Genomic DNA, 15,745 nt, shown 5'->3' with positions numbered 1-15,745 from the left:
CGCCCGGTGCCGGGTCACGGACAAGTGCCCAGAATATCGGGGGTTGCGGTCCGCCGGCCAAGGGGTGCGCCCGGTCGGCGGGGCGCACCCCTTGGGGTCAGAACCGGCGTTCGTCCTCGGACACCACCGTGGTGGTGGGCGGCACGACCATGCGGCGTCGCCGCATCACACTGGCGTAGACGAAGACGCCGATGATGCCGACGATCATCATGATCCAACCGACCATGCCGACGTTGACGGTGTCCAGTTCCCAGTCGGTCGCAAAGGCGAGTACCGCCCCCGCACCGATGAGGATGATGCATCCTCCGAGTCCCATGAATCCCGCCTCCTCGACGGCCCGGAAGCTCCGGGCCGTGTACGGAGCGGGTACCCGGCCCGGTGGCGGCCATGCGCGTGCCCCGGGCCGGGACGGGGACTCAGCCCGCCAGGAACGAAGCCAGCGCGTTCGCCAGCAGGTACGGGTCGTCCGCGCCGCACAGCTCACGGGCGGAGTGCATCGACAGGATGGCGACACCGATGTCGACCGTCTGAATGCCGTGCCGGGCCGCGGTGATCGGGCCGATCGTCGTGCCGCACGGCATCGAGTTGTTGGAGACGAACGTCTGCCACGGCACGCCCGCCTTCTCGCACGCCGCCGCGAACACCGCCCGGCCGCTGCCGTCGGTCGCGTACCGCATATTGACGTTGATCTTGAGGATCGGTCCGCCGTTGACGACCGGGTGGTGCGTCGGGTCGTGGCGCTCGGCGTAGTTGGGGTGGATCGCGTGGCCGGTGTCGGAGGAGAGGCAGACCGTGCCGGCGAAGGCGCGGGCACGGTCCTCGTACGTACCGCCGCGGGCGAACACGGAGCGCTCCAGGACCGTGCCGAGCAGCGGTCCGTCCGCGCCGGTGTCGGACTGCGAGCCGTTCTCCTCGTGGTCGAAGGCGGCCAGCACCGGGATGTACGGGATCTCGGAGTCGGGCTGCCCGGCGACGGCGGCGAGTGCGGCGGTCGCCGCGTGCACGGAGAGCAGGTTGTCCATGCGCGGACCGGCCACCAGCTCGCGGTCGCGGCCCAGGTAGGACGGTGCCTCGACGGGGTGCGGCATCAGGTCCCAGCCGGTGATGTCCTCGGCGTCGACGCCCGCCTCCTCGGCGACGAACCGGATGAGGTCGCCCTCCTCGACGTCCCCGAGCCCCCAGATGGGCTGCATGTGCTTCTGGCGGTCGAGCTTGAGCCCTTCGGGGTTGACCGACCGGTCCAGGTGCACGGCCAGCTGCGGGACGCGCAGCAGCGGCCGGTCGATGCTGACCAGCCGGTGCGTCCCGTCGCGGAGCGAGATACGGCCGGCGAGACCGAGGTCGCGGTCGAGCCAGGTGTTGAGGAGCGTGCCGCCGTAGACCTCCACGGCGACCTGGCGCCAGCCGTACGCACCGGTGTCGGGCAGCGGCTTCACCCGCAGGTTCGGCGAGTCCGTGTGGGCCCCGGCGATCCGGAACGGGGTGTGTGCCGTGGCCCCCTCCGGCACGTACCAGGCCACGATCGCGCCGCCGCGCAGGACGTACTTCCCCCCGGTGGACCCGTCCCAGGCCGCCGTCTCCTCGACCTGCCGGAATCCGGCCTTCTCCAGCCTCGAAGCGGCGGTCGCCACGGCGTGGTACGGGGAGGGAGAGGCCATCAGGAAGGCCATCAGGTCGTCGGTGTGCCCGCGGTCGAAGCGGAGGGAGGAACTCATGTTCTTCACTGTAACCAGACCGGGCCGGGAGGATTCACCGTCGTCCCCCGGGTACGCCGCAGCTACTGTCCGGACACGGCCGCAGAGGGCTTATCGCCGTTCTGTGCCTGCTGGGCGCGCTCGGCGAACATGGCGGCGAGGTCCTTCACCTCCTGGTCGGAGACGGTCTTCCTGCCCTGGTTGCCGGTGCTGACGCCGAGCACGGTCGTGCCGACCCGGATCTGCGTGATGGTGGCGGGCCCGCCCATCGTGCCCGTCCCGGCACGGTTGGAGACCCGCTCCGCACCCGGCTCGCCGATCTCCACCGGCACCGCTCCCACACCGACCCGGTCGCCGCCGTAGTACTCGGCCAGCGCGTCATAGGCGGCGTCGGCGGTCTTCTCGTCCTTGTAGGCGAGCGTCCAGAAGTTGAGCGAGGTGGCGTCGGGCTTGCGTACGTAGGCGGAGACACCCCAGTAGGTGATGCCGCCGCAGGCCGTCGCGCGCTTCTTCCTGTCGACCGCCAGGCAGACCGTCGGCGGGTAGTCCGGGACCGGCTCCTGGGCGTCGGGCTTCAGCTGGGTCCGCCAGCCGGGCATCGCCTTCGCGTCCGGCAGGACCGAGGCGAGCTCCGTCTTGCCGAGCGCCTTCGAGGCCGCCGCGCCGTCCCCGTCCCCGCCACCGCAGCCCGCGAGCAGCAGCGCGGCCGCCCCGGCCACCGCGCCGCGTATGTACCACTGTCGTTGCGTCATGATCCGCTCCCCGTTCGGTTGGGCGCCCCGCCACGGGGCCGCCGTGGCAGGAATCCTTACGCGGCGGCCAGTGCCGCCGAGGGTTCCTCGCCGTTCTGCGCCTGCTGGGCCCGCTCGGCGAACATCGCCGTGGCGTCCTTGGCGAAGTCCTTGTCGGCCGGGTCGGCCACGCCCTTCGCGTCTGTCGCGGCCGAGCCGCCGACCCAGAGGATCACGGTGCCGACGCGGACCTGGGCGGTGAACCCCTCCGCGTGCCGGCCCGCGGTCCCCCCGGTGGCGCCGCGTTCGGCGCCCACGGTGCCGATGTCGACGTTGCGGGTGCCGTTCTTGCTCCAGGTGTCCTTCCACAGCGAGTCGTACGCGAAGTCGGCGTCCTGCTCCTCCTGGTAGGTGACCACCCAGAAGCGGGCCTCGGCCTTGTCGTCGTCGCGCCGGAAGGTGACGGAGCCGAGGAAACGGGCCCGCTCACAGCCGGTCTTGCTCTTGTTGGGACAGATGAGGTTCTTTGTCATCCGGTCCGTCATCGGAGTGGTCGAGGCCGCGCCGGTCGTCGTCCAGCCGGGCATGGCCTGCGCGTCGGGCAGGACCGTCCGCATGCGGCTCTGATCGATCCAGGCCGCCTTGGCGTCCTCGCCGGCGCCGGCGCCGGAGTCCGCCGCTCCGCAGCCCGCGAGCAGCAGCGCCGCCGCTCCGGCCGCCGCGCCCCGTACGTACCACCGCTTGCGCAGACCACTCACGCGTCAGCCTCCCCCTCGGCAACCGGCCCCTCCCGGACCCGGGTCGATCATAGAGAGGACACCGCACAGCACCGCCACCCGGCGGTAAGTCCGGGTGGCGGTGCCGTGGTTGAGGTGAGAGTGACTAGAACGCGGCCTCGTCCAGCTCCATCAGGGAGTTGTCGACGGCCTCGGCCAGCGCGCGCTCGGCTCCGACGCCCGGCAGGATGTTCGCGGCGAAGAACTTCGCGGCGGCGATCTTGCCCCGGTAGAAGGCGACGTCCTTCGGGGAGGCGGTGGGCAGCTTCTCGGCGGCCACGGCCGCGCCCTTGAGCAGCAGGTATCCGACGACGACATCGCCGGAGGCCAGCAGCAGGCGGGTCGTGTTCAGGCCCACCTTGTAGATGTTCTTGACGTCCTCGCCGGTCGCGGTGAGGTCGGCGATCATCGTGCCGACGATCGCCTCCAGGTCCACGGCCGCCTTCGCGAGGCTGTCCAGCGCGCCGGACAGCTCCTCGTTGCCCTGGGAGTTGCCCTGGGAGTCGGCGAGGAACTTCTTGATCTCCTCGGAGAGCGTGTTGAGCGAGGCGCCCTGGTCGCGGACGATCTTGCGGAAGAAGAAGTCCTGGCCCTGGATGGCCGTCGTGCCCTCGTACAGCGTGTCGATCTTGGCGTCACGGATGTACTGCTCGATCGGGTACTCCTGGAGGTACCCGGAGCCGCCGAACGTCTGGAGCGACTGGGCGAGCTGCTCGTAGGACTTCTCGGAGCCGTAGCCCTTCACGATCGGGAGCAGCAGGTCGTTGAGGCCGTGCAGCGCCTTCGCGTCCTCGCCCGCGGCCTCCTTCTCCTGGATCGCGTCCTGGACGGAGGCGGTGTAGAGCACCAGGGAGCGCATGCCTTCGGCGTACGCCTTCTGCGTCATCAGCGAGCGGCGGACGTCGGGGTGGTGCGTGATGGTGACCTTGGGGGCCGTCTTGTCCATGAACTGCGACAGGTCGGTGCCCTGGACGCGCTCCTTGGCGTACTCCAGCGCGTTCAGGTAGCCGGTGGAGAGCGTCGCGATGGCCTTCGTGCCGACCATCATGCGGGCGAACTCGATGATGCGGAACATCTGGCGGATGCCGTCGTGCTTGTCACCGATCAGCCAGCCCTTGGCGGGGTGCTGGTCGCCGAAGGTCATCTCGCAGGTGTTGGACGCCTTGAGGCCCATCTTGTGCTCGACGTTCGTCGCGTACACGCCGTTGCGCTCGGCCAGCTCGCCGGTGGTCCAGTCGAAGTGGAACTTCGGGACCATGAAGAGCGAGAGGCCCTTGGTGCCGGGTCCGGCGCCCTCGGGGCGGGCCAGCACGTAGTGAATGATGTTCTCGGACATGTCGTGCTCGCCCGAGGTGATGAAGCGCTTCACGCCCTCGATGTGCCAGGAGCCGTCCTCCTGCTCGACGGCCTTCGTCCGGCCCGCGCCGACGTCGGAACCGGCGTCCGGCTCGGTCAGCACCATCGTCGAGCCCCACTGCTTCTCGACGGCGATCTCGGCGATCTTCTTCTGCGCCTCGTTGCCCTCCTCGAAGAGGATGCCGGCGAAGGCCGGGCCGGAGGAGTACATCCACACGGCCGGGTTGGCGCCGAGCAGCAGCTCCGCGTAACCCCAGATCAGGGAGCGCGGCGAGGTGGTGCCGCCGATCTCCTCGGGGAGGCCCAGGCGCCAGTACTCGGAGTCCATGAAGGCCTGGTAGGACTTCTTGAAGGTGTCGGGGACCGGTGCGGTGTTGGTCTCCGGGTCGAAGACCGGCGGGTTGCGGTCGGCGTCGGCGTAGGAGTCGGCGAGCTCGTTCTCCGCGAGGCGGGCGACCTCGTCGAGGATGCTCTTCGCGGTCTCGACGTCCATCTCCGCGAACGGGCCGGTGCCGTACAGCTTGTCGCGCCCGAGGACCTCGAAGAGGTTGAACTCGATGTCGCGGAGATTCGACTTGTAGTGCCCCATGGGAAGGCTCCGTAATCAATAGCAGTGGCGCGCAGCGCCCCGTGGAGGAGTGAGGATCGGGCGACGGGCTGTGGCGGGTACCGGTCGGCCGCACCGCCGGGGACCTGGCCGGTCCCAGACGTATCAGCTGACCTCTCCGATGATGCTACCCGTCAGTAATAAGACGCAACCCCTCAAGGCACAGATGTGTCCGATTACTCTTTGTTCCATGTACGGCTACGACCAGAACCAGGGCGCACAGCAGCCGATGGGTGGCGGCTACGGCGAGCAGCCGCTGTATCCCGAACCCTCGCCGCCCTCGCTGGGCGACGCGGTACGGGCCTTCACCACCGGCTCGCTGGCCGCCGAGGACTTCCAGCAGATCTTCGCGACGTCGAAGGTCTACTGCCCGCGCGGCGACAACCCGGGATTCCTCGCGCTGCACAACACCCAGCAGCCGGTGATCCCGATGTTCACCACGCTCAAGGAGCTGAGGCTGTACGCGGGCAAGGAGTCCAAGTACTTCGTGATCACCGGCGCCGAGGTGATCGACCTGCTGCCCACCGGCTACGGCTTCGTCCTGGACATGGAGGGCGAGCACCGCATGGTCTTCGACGCCAAGGCCGTGGAGCAGATGGTCGACTTCGCGATGCGCCGTATGTACGGCTAGAAGCCGCCTCGACCTGCCCGAAGGGGGCCCGTACCGCTTGGTACGGGCCCCCTTCCGGCTGCCGGGAGCGGTGCGGGAATGAATGCCGCCTTGCGAGATGTTCACCATTCAACTAAATTGGATGCAGAACAATCCCCGGAGGTGGCTTCCATGCCCGCAGTGACTGTCGAAAACCCGCTGACCCTGCCCAAGGTCGCCGCATCCGGCGATGCCGTGGCCCGTCCCGTGCTCGCCGTGACCACGGCGCCCACCGGGTTCGAGGGCGAGGGCTTCCCGGTCCGCCGCGCCTTCGCGGGGATCAACTACAAGCACCTCGACCCGTTCATCATGATGGACCAGATGGGTGAGGTGGAGTACGCCGCCGGGGAGCCGAAGGGCACCCCGTGGCACCCGCACCGCGGCTTCGAGACCGTGACGTACCTGATCGACGGCACCTTCGTGCACCAGGACTCCAACGGTGGCGGCGGCACCATCCAGAACGGCGACACCCAGTGGATGACGGCCGGCTCCGGCCTGCTGCACATCGAGGCGCCGCCGGAGTCCCTCGTCATGTCGGGCGGCCTCTTCCACGGCCTCCAGCTCTGGGTGAACCTGCCCAAGGCCGACAAGATGATGGCCCCGCGCTACCAGGACATCCGCGGCGGCCAGGTCCAGCTGCTCGCCTCCCCGGACGGCGGCGCGCTGCTGAGGGTGATCGCGGGTGAGCTCGACGGCCACGAGGGCCCCGGCATCACCCACACCCCGATCACGATGATCCACGCCACCGTGCGCCCCGGCGCCGAGGTGACGCTGCCGTGGCGCGAGGAGTTCAACGGCCTCGCGTACGTGCTCGCCGGCCGCGGCACCGCAGGCGAGGAGCGCCGTCCCGTCCACATGGGCCAGACCGCGGTGTTCGGCTTCGGCTCCTCGCTGACCGTCCGCGCGGACGAGCAGCAGGACGGCCACACCCCGGACCTGGAGGTCGTGCTGCTCGGCGGCCGTCCCATCCGGGAGCCGATGGCGCACTACGGGCCGTTCGTGATGAACAGCCAGGCCGAACTGAAGCAGGCCTTCGAGGACTTCCAGGCCGGCCGCCTCGGCACCGTGCCCGCCGTCCACGGAATGTGAGTCCCGCAGCCGCCGTATGACGGATCGTCACCCATACGGCGGCTCGGACGGGCCACGGCACCCTTGCTGTGATCGGGTGAGGGGGTGCAGACCAACAAGCCCCTCCTGCCCGACGCCGCCCGGCGCACGGCCGCCTGGTGCGGTGTCGTCCTGCTGGTCGCCGGTGTCGCCGGCGTCGCCATCTTCCTGTGCATCATCCTCAAGACCGCCGTCACCCCGGTCCTGCTCGCGCTGCTCGGTACGGCGCTGCTGGGTCCGGTCAACCGCCGGCTCACCGCCCACGGGGTGAACCGTTCGGTGGCCGCCGGGGTCACCTGCGCCCTGCTCGTCGCGGTGGGCGGTGGCGCGGGCTACATCGTCGTCACGGCACTCGTCGACACCGGCGCCCAGATCGTCGACTCGCTGAAGGAAGCCGGACAGTGGGTCATCGACCACTTCGGGCTCGCGGACGGCGCGAACGTGAACGCCCTCGCGGACAATGCCAAGAAGCTCGTCGAGAAGTTCGGCGCGAGTGCCGCGGGCGGGCTCCTCACCGGCCTCAGCCTGGTCGGCTCGCTGATCGCCACCACCGTGCTCGCCCTGCTGCTGACCTTCTTCTTCCTGCGCGACTCCGACCGGGCCGTGAACCTCGCGCACACCGTCGCCCCGCGCGGCACCGGCGACCTGGTCGAGGCGATGGGCCGGCGGGCGTTCGAGGCCGTCGAGGGCTTCATGCGCGGTACGACGTTCATCGCGCTCATCGACGCGGTCTGCATCACGATCGGTCTGCTGATCCTGCGGGTGCCCGGCGCGGTGGGGCTCGGCGCGCTGGTCTTCGTCGGCGCCTACATCCCGTACCTGGGCGCCTTCCTGTCGGGAGCCGTCGCGGTACTGGTGGCACTGGCGGACCGGGGGCTGGTGATCGCGCTCTGGGCGCTCGGCGTCGTCCTCGCCGTCCAGGTGCTGGAGGGGCATGTCCTGCAGCCGATGATCCAGAGCCGGACCGTGCAGATGCACCCCGCCATGATCATGATCGCGCTGACGGCGGGGGCGAGCGTGGCGGGGTTGCTGGGGATGCTGCTCGCGGTCCCGGTGTGCGCCGCGGCCTTCGGCATCATCGGCGAACTGCGCAAGGACCGCCCGCAGGGCCAGGACCCCGCAGCACCGCCGCCGGACGCGCCCCCCGCCCCGACGGGCGGATGAGGACCTACGGTTCCGGCTCCGGTTCCGGATGCGAATCCGGCTCCGCCCCCATCGGTTCCGCCGGTTCCGCCGGTTCTTCCGGTTCCGGATGCGAATCCGGCTCCGCCCCCATCGGTTCCGCCGGTTCCGCCGGTTCCGCCGGTTCCGGATGCGAATCAGGCTCCGCCCCCATCGGCTCCGCCGACTTTGCCGACTCGTGCAGCTCGAACCAGATCGACTTTCCCGCGCCCCGCGGATCCACGCCCCACGCATCGGCGAGCATCCCCATCAGCACCAGCCCGCGCCCGCTGGACGCCATCTCCCCGGGCCGCCGGGTGTGCGGGAGCTCGTCGCTGCCGTCGGACACCTCCACCCGCAGCAGCCGCTTCCCGTGCTCCCCGCGGGCCTGCGCGACCATCAGTGCGTCGCCGTCCGTGTGGACCAGCACGTTCGTGGCCATTTCGGAGAGCAGCAGCACGGCCGCGTCGACCTGATCCGGGTCCGCCCAGTCGTGCAGCATCTCCCGCAGCTGCTGACGGGCGGCCGCGATCCGCTCGGGTTGCGCCTGGGCGATGGTCAGCGCGGTCTGCCGCGTTGCCGTCGGGTGCGTCGTGGGGCTCTCGCGGCGCAGCAGCAGCACCGCGACGTCGTCCTCGCGCCGGTCGGCGAGCGGGCCCGTCGTGTAGTGCGAGGTGGGCCCGTGCACGGCCTGCACCAGGGCGTCGGCGAGTTTCTCCAGGTCGCTGGTGTGCCGCTCCAGGATCGGGCGGAGCCGGACCCAGCCGGTGGACATGTCGTGCCCGCCGGTCTCGATCAGCCCGTCCGTGCACAGCATGATCGTTTCTCCGGCCTCCAGTGTGATCCGGGTGGTCGGATAGTCCGCGTCCTCCTCGATGCCGAGCGGCAGACCGCCCTCGGTCTGCCGGATGACGGCGGTCCCGTCGGAGGTCATCACCACGGGGTCGGGATGGCCGGCGCGTGCGATGTCGAGGGTGCCGGTGTCCGGGTCGGCCTCCGCGTACAGGCAGGTCGCGAAGCGTCCGCCCGTCCGGTCGTCGTCCTCGTATCCGTCGGTGAGCCCGGAGAGGAAGCGCGAGGCGCGCGAGAGCACGGCGTCCGGGCGGTGCCCCTCGGAGGCGTACGCGCGCAGGGCGATCCGCAGCTGGCCCATCAGCCCCGCGGCCCGCACGTCGTGGCCCTGGACGTCACCGATGACGAGGGCGATGCGGCCGCTGGGGAGCGGGATCATGTCGTACCAGTCGCCGCCGACCTGGAGCCCGCCCCCGGTCGGGACGTAGCGCGCGGCCACGGTCATCCCGGGGATGTCGGGGCCCAGGGACGGCATCATCGAGCGCTGGAGCCCCAGCGACAGCTCCCGCTCGGTCTCGGCGACCCCCGCCCTGGCCAGTGCCTGCGCGAGCAGGCGGGCGACGGTCGTCAGGACGGACCGTTCGTCGGGGGAGAACGACACCGGATGCCGGAACCCGGCCATCCAGGCGCCCATGGTGCGCCCCGCCACGATCAGCGGGAGGAAGGCCCAGGACCGGCGCCCGAACCGCCGGGCCAGCGGCCAGGTCGCCGGGTAGCGGTCGCGGTACTCCTCGGGCGAGGGCAGATAGATCGCCCGCCCCGTCCGTACGACCTCGGTGGCCGGGTAATCGGTCTCCAGGCGCATGTCGGCGAACGGGCTCTCGTCGTCCATGGTGTGTCCGTGCTGTCCGACGATGGTCAGCCGCTCGCCCTCGACGCCGAAGACCGCCAGCCCGTCCGGCGAGAAGCCGGGCATGGAGAGCGAGTAGGCCACGCGCAGCACTTCCGTCGTCGACCGGGCCTCGGCCAGGGCCCGCCCCGCGTCCAGCAGGAACGCCTCGCGCGAACGCCGCCAGTCGCCGGTGATCGGGGTGTGCGCCCCGGTGGTGCCGGGCTGCGGTTCGGCGACCTCCTGGAGGGTGCCGACCAGCACATAGCCCGCCTCGCCGGGCCCGTCGGGCGGGAGCGGTTTGGAACGGCTCCGTACGGTACGCAGCACCCGGCCCTGGGCATCCACGATGCGCAGCCGGGCCTCGGCGAGCGTGCCCTCGGCGACGGCGAGGTTCACCACCCCGTAGATCTCGTTCCAGTCGACGGGGTGGAAGCGGGAACGGACCTCGGACTCCCGGAAGACTCCGGCCTCGGCGGGCAGCTCGAGCATCCGGGCGGCTTCCGCGTCGAGCGTGACCGTCCCGGCTCCGTTGTCCCAGCGCCAAAGTCCGGTCGCGGTCGCGGCCAGGACGTCCTCGGTGCGCATTGCCCCACTTTAAACCGGCATGCGTGTGCGGGGCAGTGTCAGAGGCCCGCAGACGATCTTGATGCGGACAATGACAATGAAACGGGCCGGTCGCGGGCGGTAGCCTGGGGTGGCTGTATCCGCCCCCAACCGCGAAGACTGGATGAACGACGATGCATCGGTACAGGTCCCACACCTGCGGCGAGCTCCGCGCCTCTGACGTCGGCACCGACGTCCGGCTGAGCGGCTGGCTGCACAATCGCCGAGACCTGGGTGGCATCCTCTTCATCGATCTGCGCGACCACTACGGTCTGGTGCAGCTCGTCGCCCGCCCCGGCACCCCCGCCAACGACGCCCTGTCGAAGCTGACCAAGGAAACCGTCGTACGGATCGACGGCAAGGTCTCCGCCCGCGGCGCCGACAACGTCAACCCGGAGCTCCCGACCGGCGAGATCGAGATCGAGGTCACCGAGGTCGAGGTGCTGGGCGAGGCCGCCCCGCTGCCCTTCACGATCAACGCCGAGGACGGGGTCAACGAGGAGCGGCGCCTGGAGTACCGCTTCCTCGACCTGCGCCGCGAGCGCATGCACCGCAACATCATGCTGCGCTCCGCCGTCATCGCCTCGATCCGCGCCAAGATGGTCGCCCTCGGCTTCAACGAGATGGCGACGCCGATCCTCACCGCGACCTCCCCCGAGGGCGCCCGTGACTTCGTCGTCCCGTCCCGGCTGAACCCGGGCAAGTTCTACGCGCTGCCGCAGGCCCCGCAGCAGTTCAAGCAGCTGCTGATGATCTCCGGCTTCGACCGCTACTTCCAGATCGCGCCGTGCTTCCGCGACGAGGACGCCCGCGCCGACCGGTCGCCCGGCGAGTTCTACCAGCTCGACGTCGAGATGTCCTTCGTCGAGCAGGAGGACGTCTTCCGCCCGATCGAGAAGCTGATGACCGAGCTCTTCGAGGAGTTCGGCAACGGCCGCCACGTCACCTCGCCGTTCCCGCGCATCCCGTTCCGCGAGTCGATGCTGAAGTACGGCAACGACAAGCCGGACCTGCGCGCCAAGCTGGAGCTCGTCGACATCTCCGACGTCTTCGCGGACTCGGAGTTCAAGGCCTTCGCCGGCAAGCACGTCCGCGCCCTCCCGGTGCCGGACACCGCGGGCCAGTCCCGGAAGTTCTTCGACGGCCTCGGCGACTACGCCGTCGAGCACGGCGCCAAGGGCCTGGCCTGGGTCCGTGTGGGCGAGGACGGCAAGCTGGCGGGACCGATCGCCAAGTTCCTCACCGAGACCGACGTCAAGACGCTCACCGAGCGCCTCTCCCTCGTCCCCGGCCACGCCGTGTTCTTCGGCGCCGGCGAGTTCGACGAGGTCTCCAAGATCATGTCCGTCGTCCGCGTGGAGGCCGCCAAGCGCGCCGGCCACTTCGAGGAGGGCGTCTTCCGGTTCTGCTGGATCGTCGACTTCCCGATGTACGAGAAGGACGAGGACACCGGCAAGATCGACTTCTCGCACAACCCCTTCTCGATGCCCCAGGGCGGCCTGAAGGACCTTGAGGAGAAGGACCCGCTGGACATCCTCGCCTGGCAGTACGACATCGTCTGCAACGGCATCGAGCTGTCCTCCGGCGCCATCCGTAACCACGAGCCCGAGCTCATGCTCAAGGCTTTCGAGATCGCCGGTTACGACCGCGAGACCGTCGAGCAGGAGTTCGCGGGCATGCTGCGCGCCTTCCGCCTCGGCGCCCCGCCGCACGGTGGCATCGCCCCGGGCGTCGACCGCATCGTGATGCTGCTGGCCGACGAGCCCAACATCCGCGAGACGATCGCCTTCCCGCTGAACGGCAACGCCCAGGACCTGATGATGGGCGCGCCCACGGTGCTGGACGAGACCCGCCTGCGCGAGCTGAACATCCAGCTCCGCAAGCCGGTCGCGTCGGCGAAGGGTGACTCCGAGAAGTAGGAGCGTCCGGTTCGCACGCCGGTTTCACGTGAAACAGCCCCTGGCCACCACCAGGGGCTGTTTCGCGTCGTGGGCCCGCTCCGGCGCATGGTTGTGCGCATACAAGTACATGAACCACCTGAACGGGTACAGCCGGATGGCCCCGGCGCCGGATTGACCGGCTCCGGCTGCGGCAAAGACTGGCTGGGCCGACACCGGCGCAGCGGACTCCCGGCAGGGTCCGCACCGGCCCCGCGGCTTAGCCACCGACTGCTGAGGAGCCCTGCCGTGCCCCTGCCCCCTTCGCACCTCCCCCTGCGCCCCCCGTACGTCGTCTGCGCCATCTTCCTTCTGCTGCTGCTGGCCGGGTGGGGGGCGGACGGCTTGGCCGGTACGGGCATCGGCGGTGCCACCACGAAGGGCGCGGGCGCCACGGCCGTGCCAGGACCGCCCGGCGCCGCCGGAGTACCCGGACCGCCCGGAGCCGCCGCCACGGCCGCGCCGTCGTCACCCGGGGCGGCCGCCGTACCGCCCACGCCGTCACCGCCGGCCCCGCCGAGGGAGATCCCGGGGCTGGGGCCACGGACCCGTGCGGCGATCCCGGCCGGCACCCGCCAGGCGTTCGTCGTCACCGGTGAGTCCGCCGACTCCAACCGGTCGAGTGCCGTCCTGTACACCCGGGACGACCCCGCCGTGGGCTGGCGGGCCGCGATCGGCCCCTGGCCCGCCCACAACGCCCTGAACGGCTGGACGGCCGAGCACTGGGAGGGTGATCTCCGCTCACCCGTCGGTGTCTTCACGCTGACCGCGGCGGGCGGCCGGCTGGACCCCCCGGCCACGGAGTTCCCGTACGACCGGAGCCCGGACTTCTACGTGGAGGGCGAGGGCTTCCACGGGGAGCCGCTGGAGGGCTCCTTCGACTTCGTCATCGCCATCGACTACAACCGCGTCCCCGGCACCTCCCCGCTGGACCACACCCGCCCGCTCGGCGAAGAGCGCGGCGGCGGCATCTGGATCCACGTCGACCACGGCGGCCCCACGCAGGGCTGCGTCTCGGTCACCGAGGACCGGATGCAGGAACTGCTGGGCGCGCTCGACCCGGCGCAGGAGCCGGTCATCGTGATGGGTGACGCGGCGTCCCTGAGCCGCTGAATACGGCGGCGCGTCCGGCCGGTGGCCCGCAACCTGGGGACTGCCCGACCGGTTCTTGAGGAGGCTGGCGTGACCGTGGTCGACAACGGTGTGCTGACCCAGGAGACCTTCGAAGATCTGGCCCGTCATGCCATACGCGTGGACGAAGCACTGCGTCTGGAATTCGTGAACGGGAAACTGGGGGTCAAGGCTGTCCCGGACGGGGATCACGGGCGGATCATCGTCTGGCTTACGCAGATCTGTATGCGGTCGGATCCACGGAACTGGCTCTTCGCTGAACAGGGCCTGCACATCGACACGTATCGAAAGGGCAATGCGCGTCCTGACGGTGCGCTGGCCCGCCTCGACACCGTCGCCGGCCAGGGCGAATGGGCGGACCCGGCCGCCGTCCTCATGCTCGTCGAGGTCACCTCGTACGACGAGGACACCGACCGCCGGGAGCGGGTCGAGAAGCCGCGTGCGTACGCGGAGACCGGGATCCCCGTCTACCTGCTCATCGACCGTGAGACCTGCGAGGTCAAGGTGCACTCGCAGCCTGACGGGGTGCGGTACGAAACGGTGGTGACCGTCCCGTTCGGCAAGACGGTCCGGCTGCCCGACCCGGTAGGCATCGAGCTGGACACCGAGCCCCTCAAGAACTGGGTCCGCTGACCGGAGAAACGCGTGAGGGGCGGGACCGGTTCACCCGGTCCCGCCCCTTCGCCGTACGTACACCCGTTACGCGGGCTTCTCCTCCAGGCGCGGGAACAGCACCGCGCCCTTCGTCACCGTCGCACCCGGCCGCAGCAGGCCCCACGTGCCCGCGTCCTGCACGAGCTGGCCGGACAGCGCGCCCAGGGACTCCTCGGCACCCAGCGACTCCCACAGCTTCTGCGAGGTCTCCGGCATGACGGGGTTGAGCAGGACCGCTACACCGCGCAGCGCCTCGGAGGCCGTGTACAGGATGGTCGCGAGGCGGGCTTTGCCCTCCGGGGACTCGTCCTTGGCGACCTTCCACGGCTCCTGCTCCGTGATGTAGCCGTTGACCTGCTTCACGAAGTCGAAGATCGCCAGGATGCCCGCCTGGAAGTCCAGCTCCTCGCCGATCTTCAGGTCGGCCGTGGCGACGGCCTTGGCCAGGCCCTCCTGGACCGCCTGCTCGGCCTCGCCCGCGGCCGTGGCCTCGGGCAGCGTGCCGCCGTAGTACTTGCCGACCATGGCCGCGAGGCGCGAGGCCAGGTTGCCGTAGTCGTTGGCGAGCTCGGAGGTGTAGCGGGCGGTGAAGTCCTCCCAGGAGAACGAGCCGTCACTGCCGAAGGCGATGGCCCGCAGGAAGTACCAGCGGTAGGCGTCCACGCCGAAGTGCGAGGTCAGGTCCTGCGGCTTGATGCCCGTCAGGTTCGACTTCGACATCTTCTCGCCGCCGACCATCAGCCAGCCGTTGGCCGCGACCCGGCCCGGCAGCGGCAGACCCTGCGCCATCAGCATCGCGGGCCAGATCACCGCGTGGAAGCGCAGGATGTCCTTGCCGACCAGGTGCACGCTGGCGGGGAAGGTCTCGTCGAACTTCTCCTGGTTGGCGCCGTAGCCGACCGCCGTGGCGTAGTTCAGCAGGGCGTCGACCCACACGTAGATGACGTGCTTGTCGTCCCACGGCACCGGGACGCCCCAGTCGAAGGTCGAGCGCGAGATCGAGAGGTCCTGGAGACCCTGCTTGACGAAGTTCAGGACCTCGTTGCGGGCGGACTCGGGCTGGATGAAGCCCGGGTTGGCCGCGTAGAACTCCAGCAGCTTCGGACCGTACTCGCTGAGCTTGAAGAAGTAGTTCTCCTCCTTGAGGATCTCCACCGGCTTCTTGTGGACGGCACACAGCTTGGTGCCGCTCTCGTCCTCGATGAGGTCGCCGGGGAGCTTGTACTCCTCGCAGCCCACGCAGTACGGGCCCTCGTACCCGCCCTTGTAGATCTCGCCCTTGTCGTACAGGTCCTGCACGAACTCCTGCACACGGTCGGTGTGCCGCTTCTCCGTCGTACGGATGAAGTCGTCGTTGGCGATGTTGAGGTGCTCCCAGAGGGGCTTCCACGCCTCCTCGACGAGCTTGTCGCACCACGCCTGGGGCGTGACGTCGTTCGCCTCGGCCGTGCGCATGATCTTCTGACCGTGCTCGTCCGTGCCGGTGAGGTACCACACCTTCTCGCCGCGCTGGCGGTGCCAGCGGGTGAGCACGTCGCCTGCGACGGTCGTGTAGGCGTGGCCCAGGTGAGGAGCGTCGTTGACGTAGTAAATGGGGGTCGAGACGTAAAACGCCTTCGCCGCCTGCTTCTCGGATCCAGTGGCCGCCATGGTCG

At 69.9% G+C, this 15,745-nt stretch carries 12 protein-coding genes and 1 pseudogene; 6 read left to right on the top strand and 7 right to left on the bottom strand.

Annotation, left to right across the window (positions count from 1 at the left end):
* Positions 1-97 precede the first annotated feature (97 nt).
* From OG782_RS17775 to OG782_RS17755, 5 genes are all read right to left on the bottom strand, one after another.
* Positions 98-316, bottom strand: coding sequence for a DUF6458 family protein (locus OG782_RS17775; RefSeq protein WP_406452098.1), 219 nt, complete (start codon positions 314-316; stop codon positions 98-100).
* A 100-nt stretch (positions 317-416) separates the two neighbouring features.
* The gene (locus OG782_RS17770; RefSeq protein WP_406452096.1) at positions 417-1,715 is read right to left on the bottom strand and encodes a M18 family aminopeptidase; all 1,299 of its coding nucleotides are present in this window, start codon (positions 1,713-1,715) and stop codon (positions 417-419) included.
* Between the two features lie 62 nt (positions 1,716-1,777).
* The gene (locus OG782_RS17765) at positions 1,778-2,446 is read right to left on the bottom strand and encodes a hypothetical protein (protein ID WP_406452094.1); all 669 of its coding nucleotides are present in this window, start codon (positions 2,444-2,446) and stop codon (positions 1,778-1,780) included.
* 56 nt (positions 2,447-2,502) lie between these two features.
* Entirely contained in the window at positions 2,503-3,183 is a 681-nt protein-coding gene (locus tag OG782_RS17760; RefSeq protein WP_406452092.1) for a hypothetical protein, read from the bottom strand.
* A gap of 124 nt (positions 3,184-3,307) precedes the next feature.
* Positions 3,308-5,146 carry an acyl-CoA dehydrogenase gene (locus OG782_RS17755; protein ID WP_406452090.1) on the bottom strand — a complete coding sequence of 613 codons (1,839 nt, stop codon included), beginning with the start codon at positions 5,144-5,146 and terminating at the stop codon, positions 3,308-3,310.
* 208 nt (positions 5,147-5,354) lie between these two features.
* On the opposite strand from OG782_RS17755, the gene OG782_RS17750 reads away from it, so the two are divergent.
* The 3 genes from OG782_RS17750 to OG782_RS17740 all read left to right on the top strand — a co-directional run bounded on the left by OG782_RS17750 (position 5,355) and on the right by OG782_RS17740 (position 8,084).
* On the top strand, positions 5,355-5,795 hold the full coding sequence (locus tag OG782_RS17750; protein WP_018522179.1) for an SseB family protein: 441 nt from the start codon (positions 5,355-5,357) through the stop codon (positions 5,793-5,795).
* A gap of 150 nt (positions 5,796-5,945) precedes the next feature.
* Complete coding sequence (locus OG782_RS17745; RefSeq protein ID WP_406452088.1) at positions 5,946-6,902, top strand: pirin family protein; 957 nt, start codon at positions 5,946-5,948, stop codon at positions 6,900-6,902.
* A gap of 84 nt (positions 6,903-6,986) precedes the next feature.
* Positions 6,987-8,084 (top strand): AI-2E family transporter, encoded by a 1,098-nt coding sequence (locus tag OG782_RS17740; RefSeq protein WP_406452086.1) that lies wholly within the window; start codon positions 6,987-6,989, stop codon positions 8,082-8,084.
* Between the two features lie 175 nt (positions 8,085-8,259).
* Here the strand turns inward: OG782_RS17740 and OG782_RS17735 are convergent.
* Positions 8,260-10,350 (bottom strand): annotated as a pseudogene (locus tag OG782_RS17735) (SpoIIE family protein phosphatase); the annotation flags it as partial.
* Between the two features lie 152 nt (positions 10,351-10,502).
* Between OG782_RS17735 and aspS the strand changes: the two are divergent.
* The 3 genes from aspS to OG782_RS17720 all read left to right on the top strand — a co-directional run bounded on the left by aspS (position 10,503) and on the right by OG782_RS17720 (position 14,069).
* A complete protein-coding gene (aspS, locus tag OG782_RS17730; protein ID WP_406452084.1) occupies positions 10,503-12,287 on the top strand; it encodes an aspartate--tRNA ligase in 1,785 nt (594 codons plus the stop codon).
* 267 nt (positions 12,288-12,554) lie between these two features.
* Positions 12,555-13,418, top strand: coding sequence for a L,D-transpeptidase family protein (locus OG782_RS17725; protein ID WP_406452082.1), 864 nt, complete (start codon positions 12,555-12,557; stop codon positions 13,416-13,418).
* Positions 13,419-13,487: 69 nt separating this feature from the next.
* The gene (locus OG782_RS17720; protein WP_406452080.1) at positions 13,488-14,069 is read left to right on the top strand and encodes a Uma2 family endonuclease; all 582 of its coding nucleotides are present in this window, start codon (positions 13,488-13,490) and stop codon (positions 14,067-14,069) included.
* Positions 14,070-14,135: 66 nt separating this feature from the next.
* On the opposite strand, the gene metG is transcribed toward OG782_RS17720, so the two are convergent.
* Positions 14,136-15,740 carry a methionine--tRNA ligase gene (gene metG / locus OG782_RS17715; RefSeq protein ID WP_406452078.1) on the bottom strand — a complete coding sequence of 535 codons (1,605 nt, stop codon included), beginning with the start codon at positions 15,738-15,740 and terminating at the stop codon, positions 14,136-14,138.
* Between the last annotated feature and the right edge of the window lie 5 nt (positions 15,741-15,745).

The organism is Streptomyces sp. NBC_00876, from assembly GCF_045207435.1.
Taxonomy (GTDB): Bacteria; Actinomycetota; Actinomycetes; order Streptomycetales; family Streptomycetaceae; genus Streptomyces.
Note: the sequence above shows the minus strand (reverse complement) of the source record. Positions and strands in the feature narration are given on the sequence as shown.

Coding starts and splice junctions, on each gene's coding strand:
- OG782_RS17765 (WP_406452094.1), bottom strand. CDS start 2,446: ATGACGCAACGACAGTGGTACATACGCGGCGCGGTGGCCGGGGCGGCC.
- metG (WP_406452078.1), bottom strand. CDS start 15,740: ATGGCGGCCACTGGATCCGAGAAGCAGGCGGCGAAGGCGTTTTACGTC.
- aspS (WP_406452084.1), top strand. CDS start 10,503: ATGCATCGGTACAGGTCCCACACCTGCGGCGAGCTCCGCGCCTCTGAC.
- OG782_RS17745 (WP_406452088.1), top strand. CDS start 5,946: ATGCCCGCAGTGACTGTCGAAAACCCGCTGACCCTGCCCAAGGTCGCC.
- OG782_RS17750 (WP_018522179.1), top strand. CDS start 5,355: ATGTACGGCTACGACCAGAACCAGGGCGCACAGCAGCCGATGGGTGGC.
- OG782_RS17770 (WP_406452096.1), bottom strand. CDS start 1,715: ATGAGTTCCTCCCTCCGCTTCGACCGCGGGCACACCGACGACCTGATG.
- OG782_RS17755 (WP_406452090.1), bottom strand. CDS start 5,146: ATGGGGCACTACAAGTCGAATCTCCGCGACATCGAGTTCAACCTCTTC.
- OG782_RS17775 (WP_406452098.1), bottom strand. CDS start 316: ATGGGACTCGGAGGATGCATCATCCTCATCGGTGCGGGGGCGGTACTC.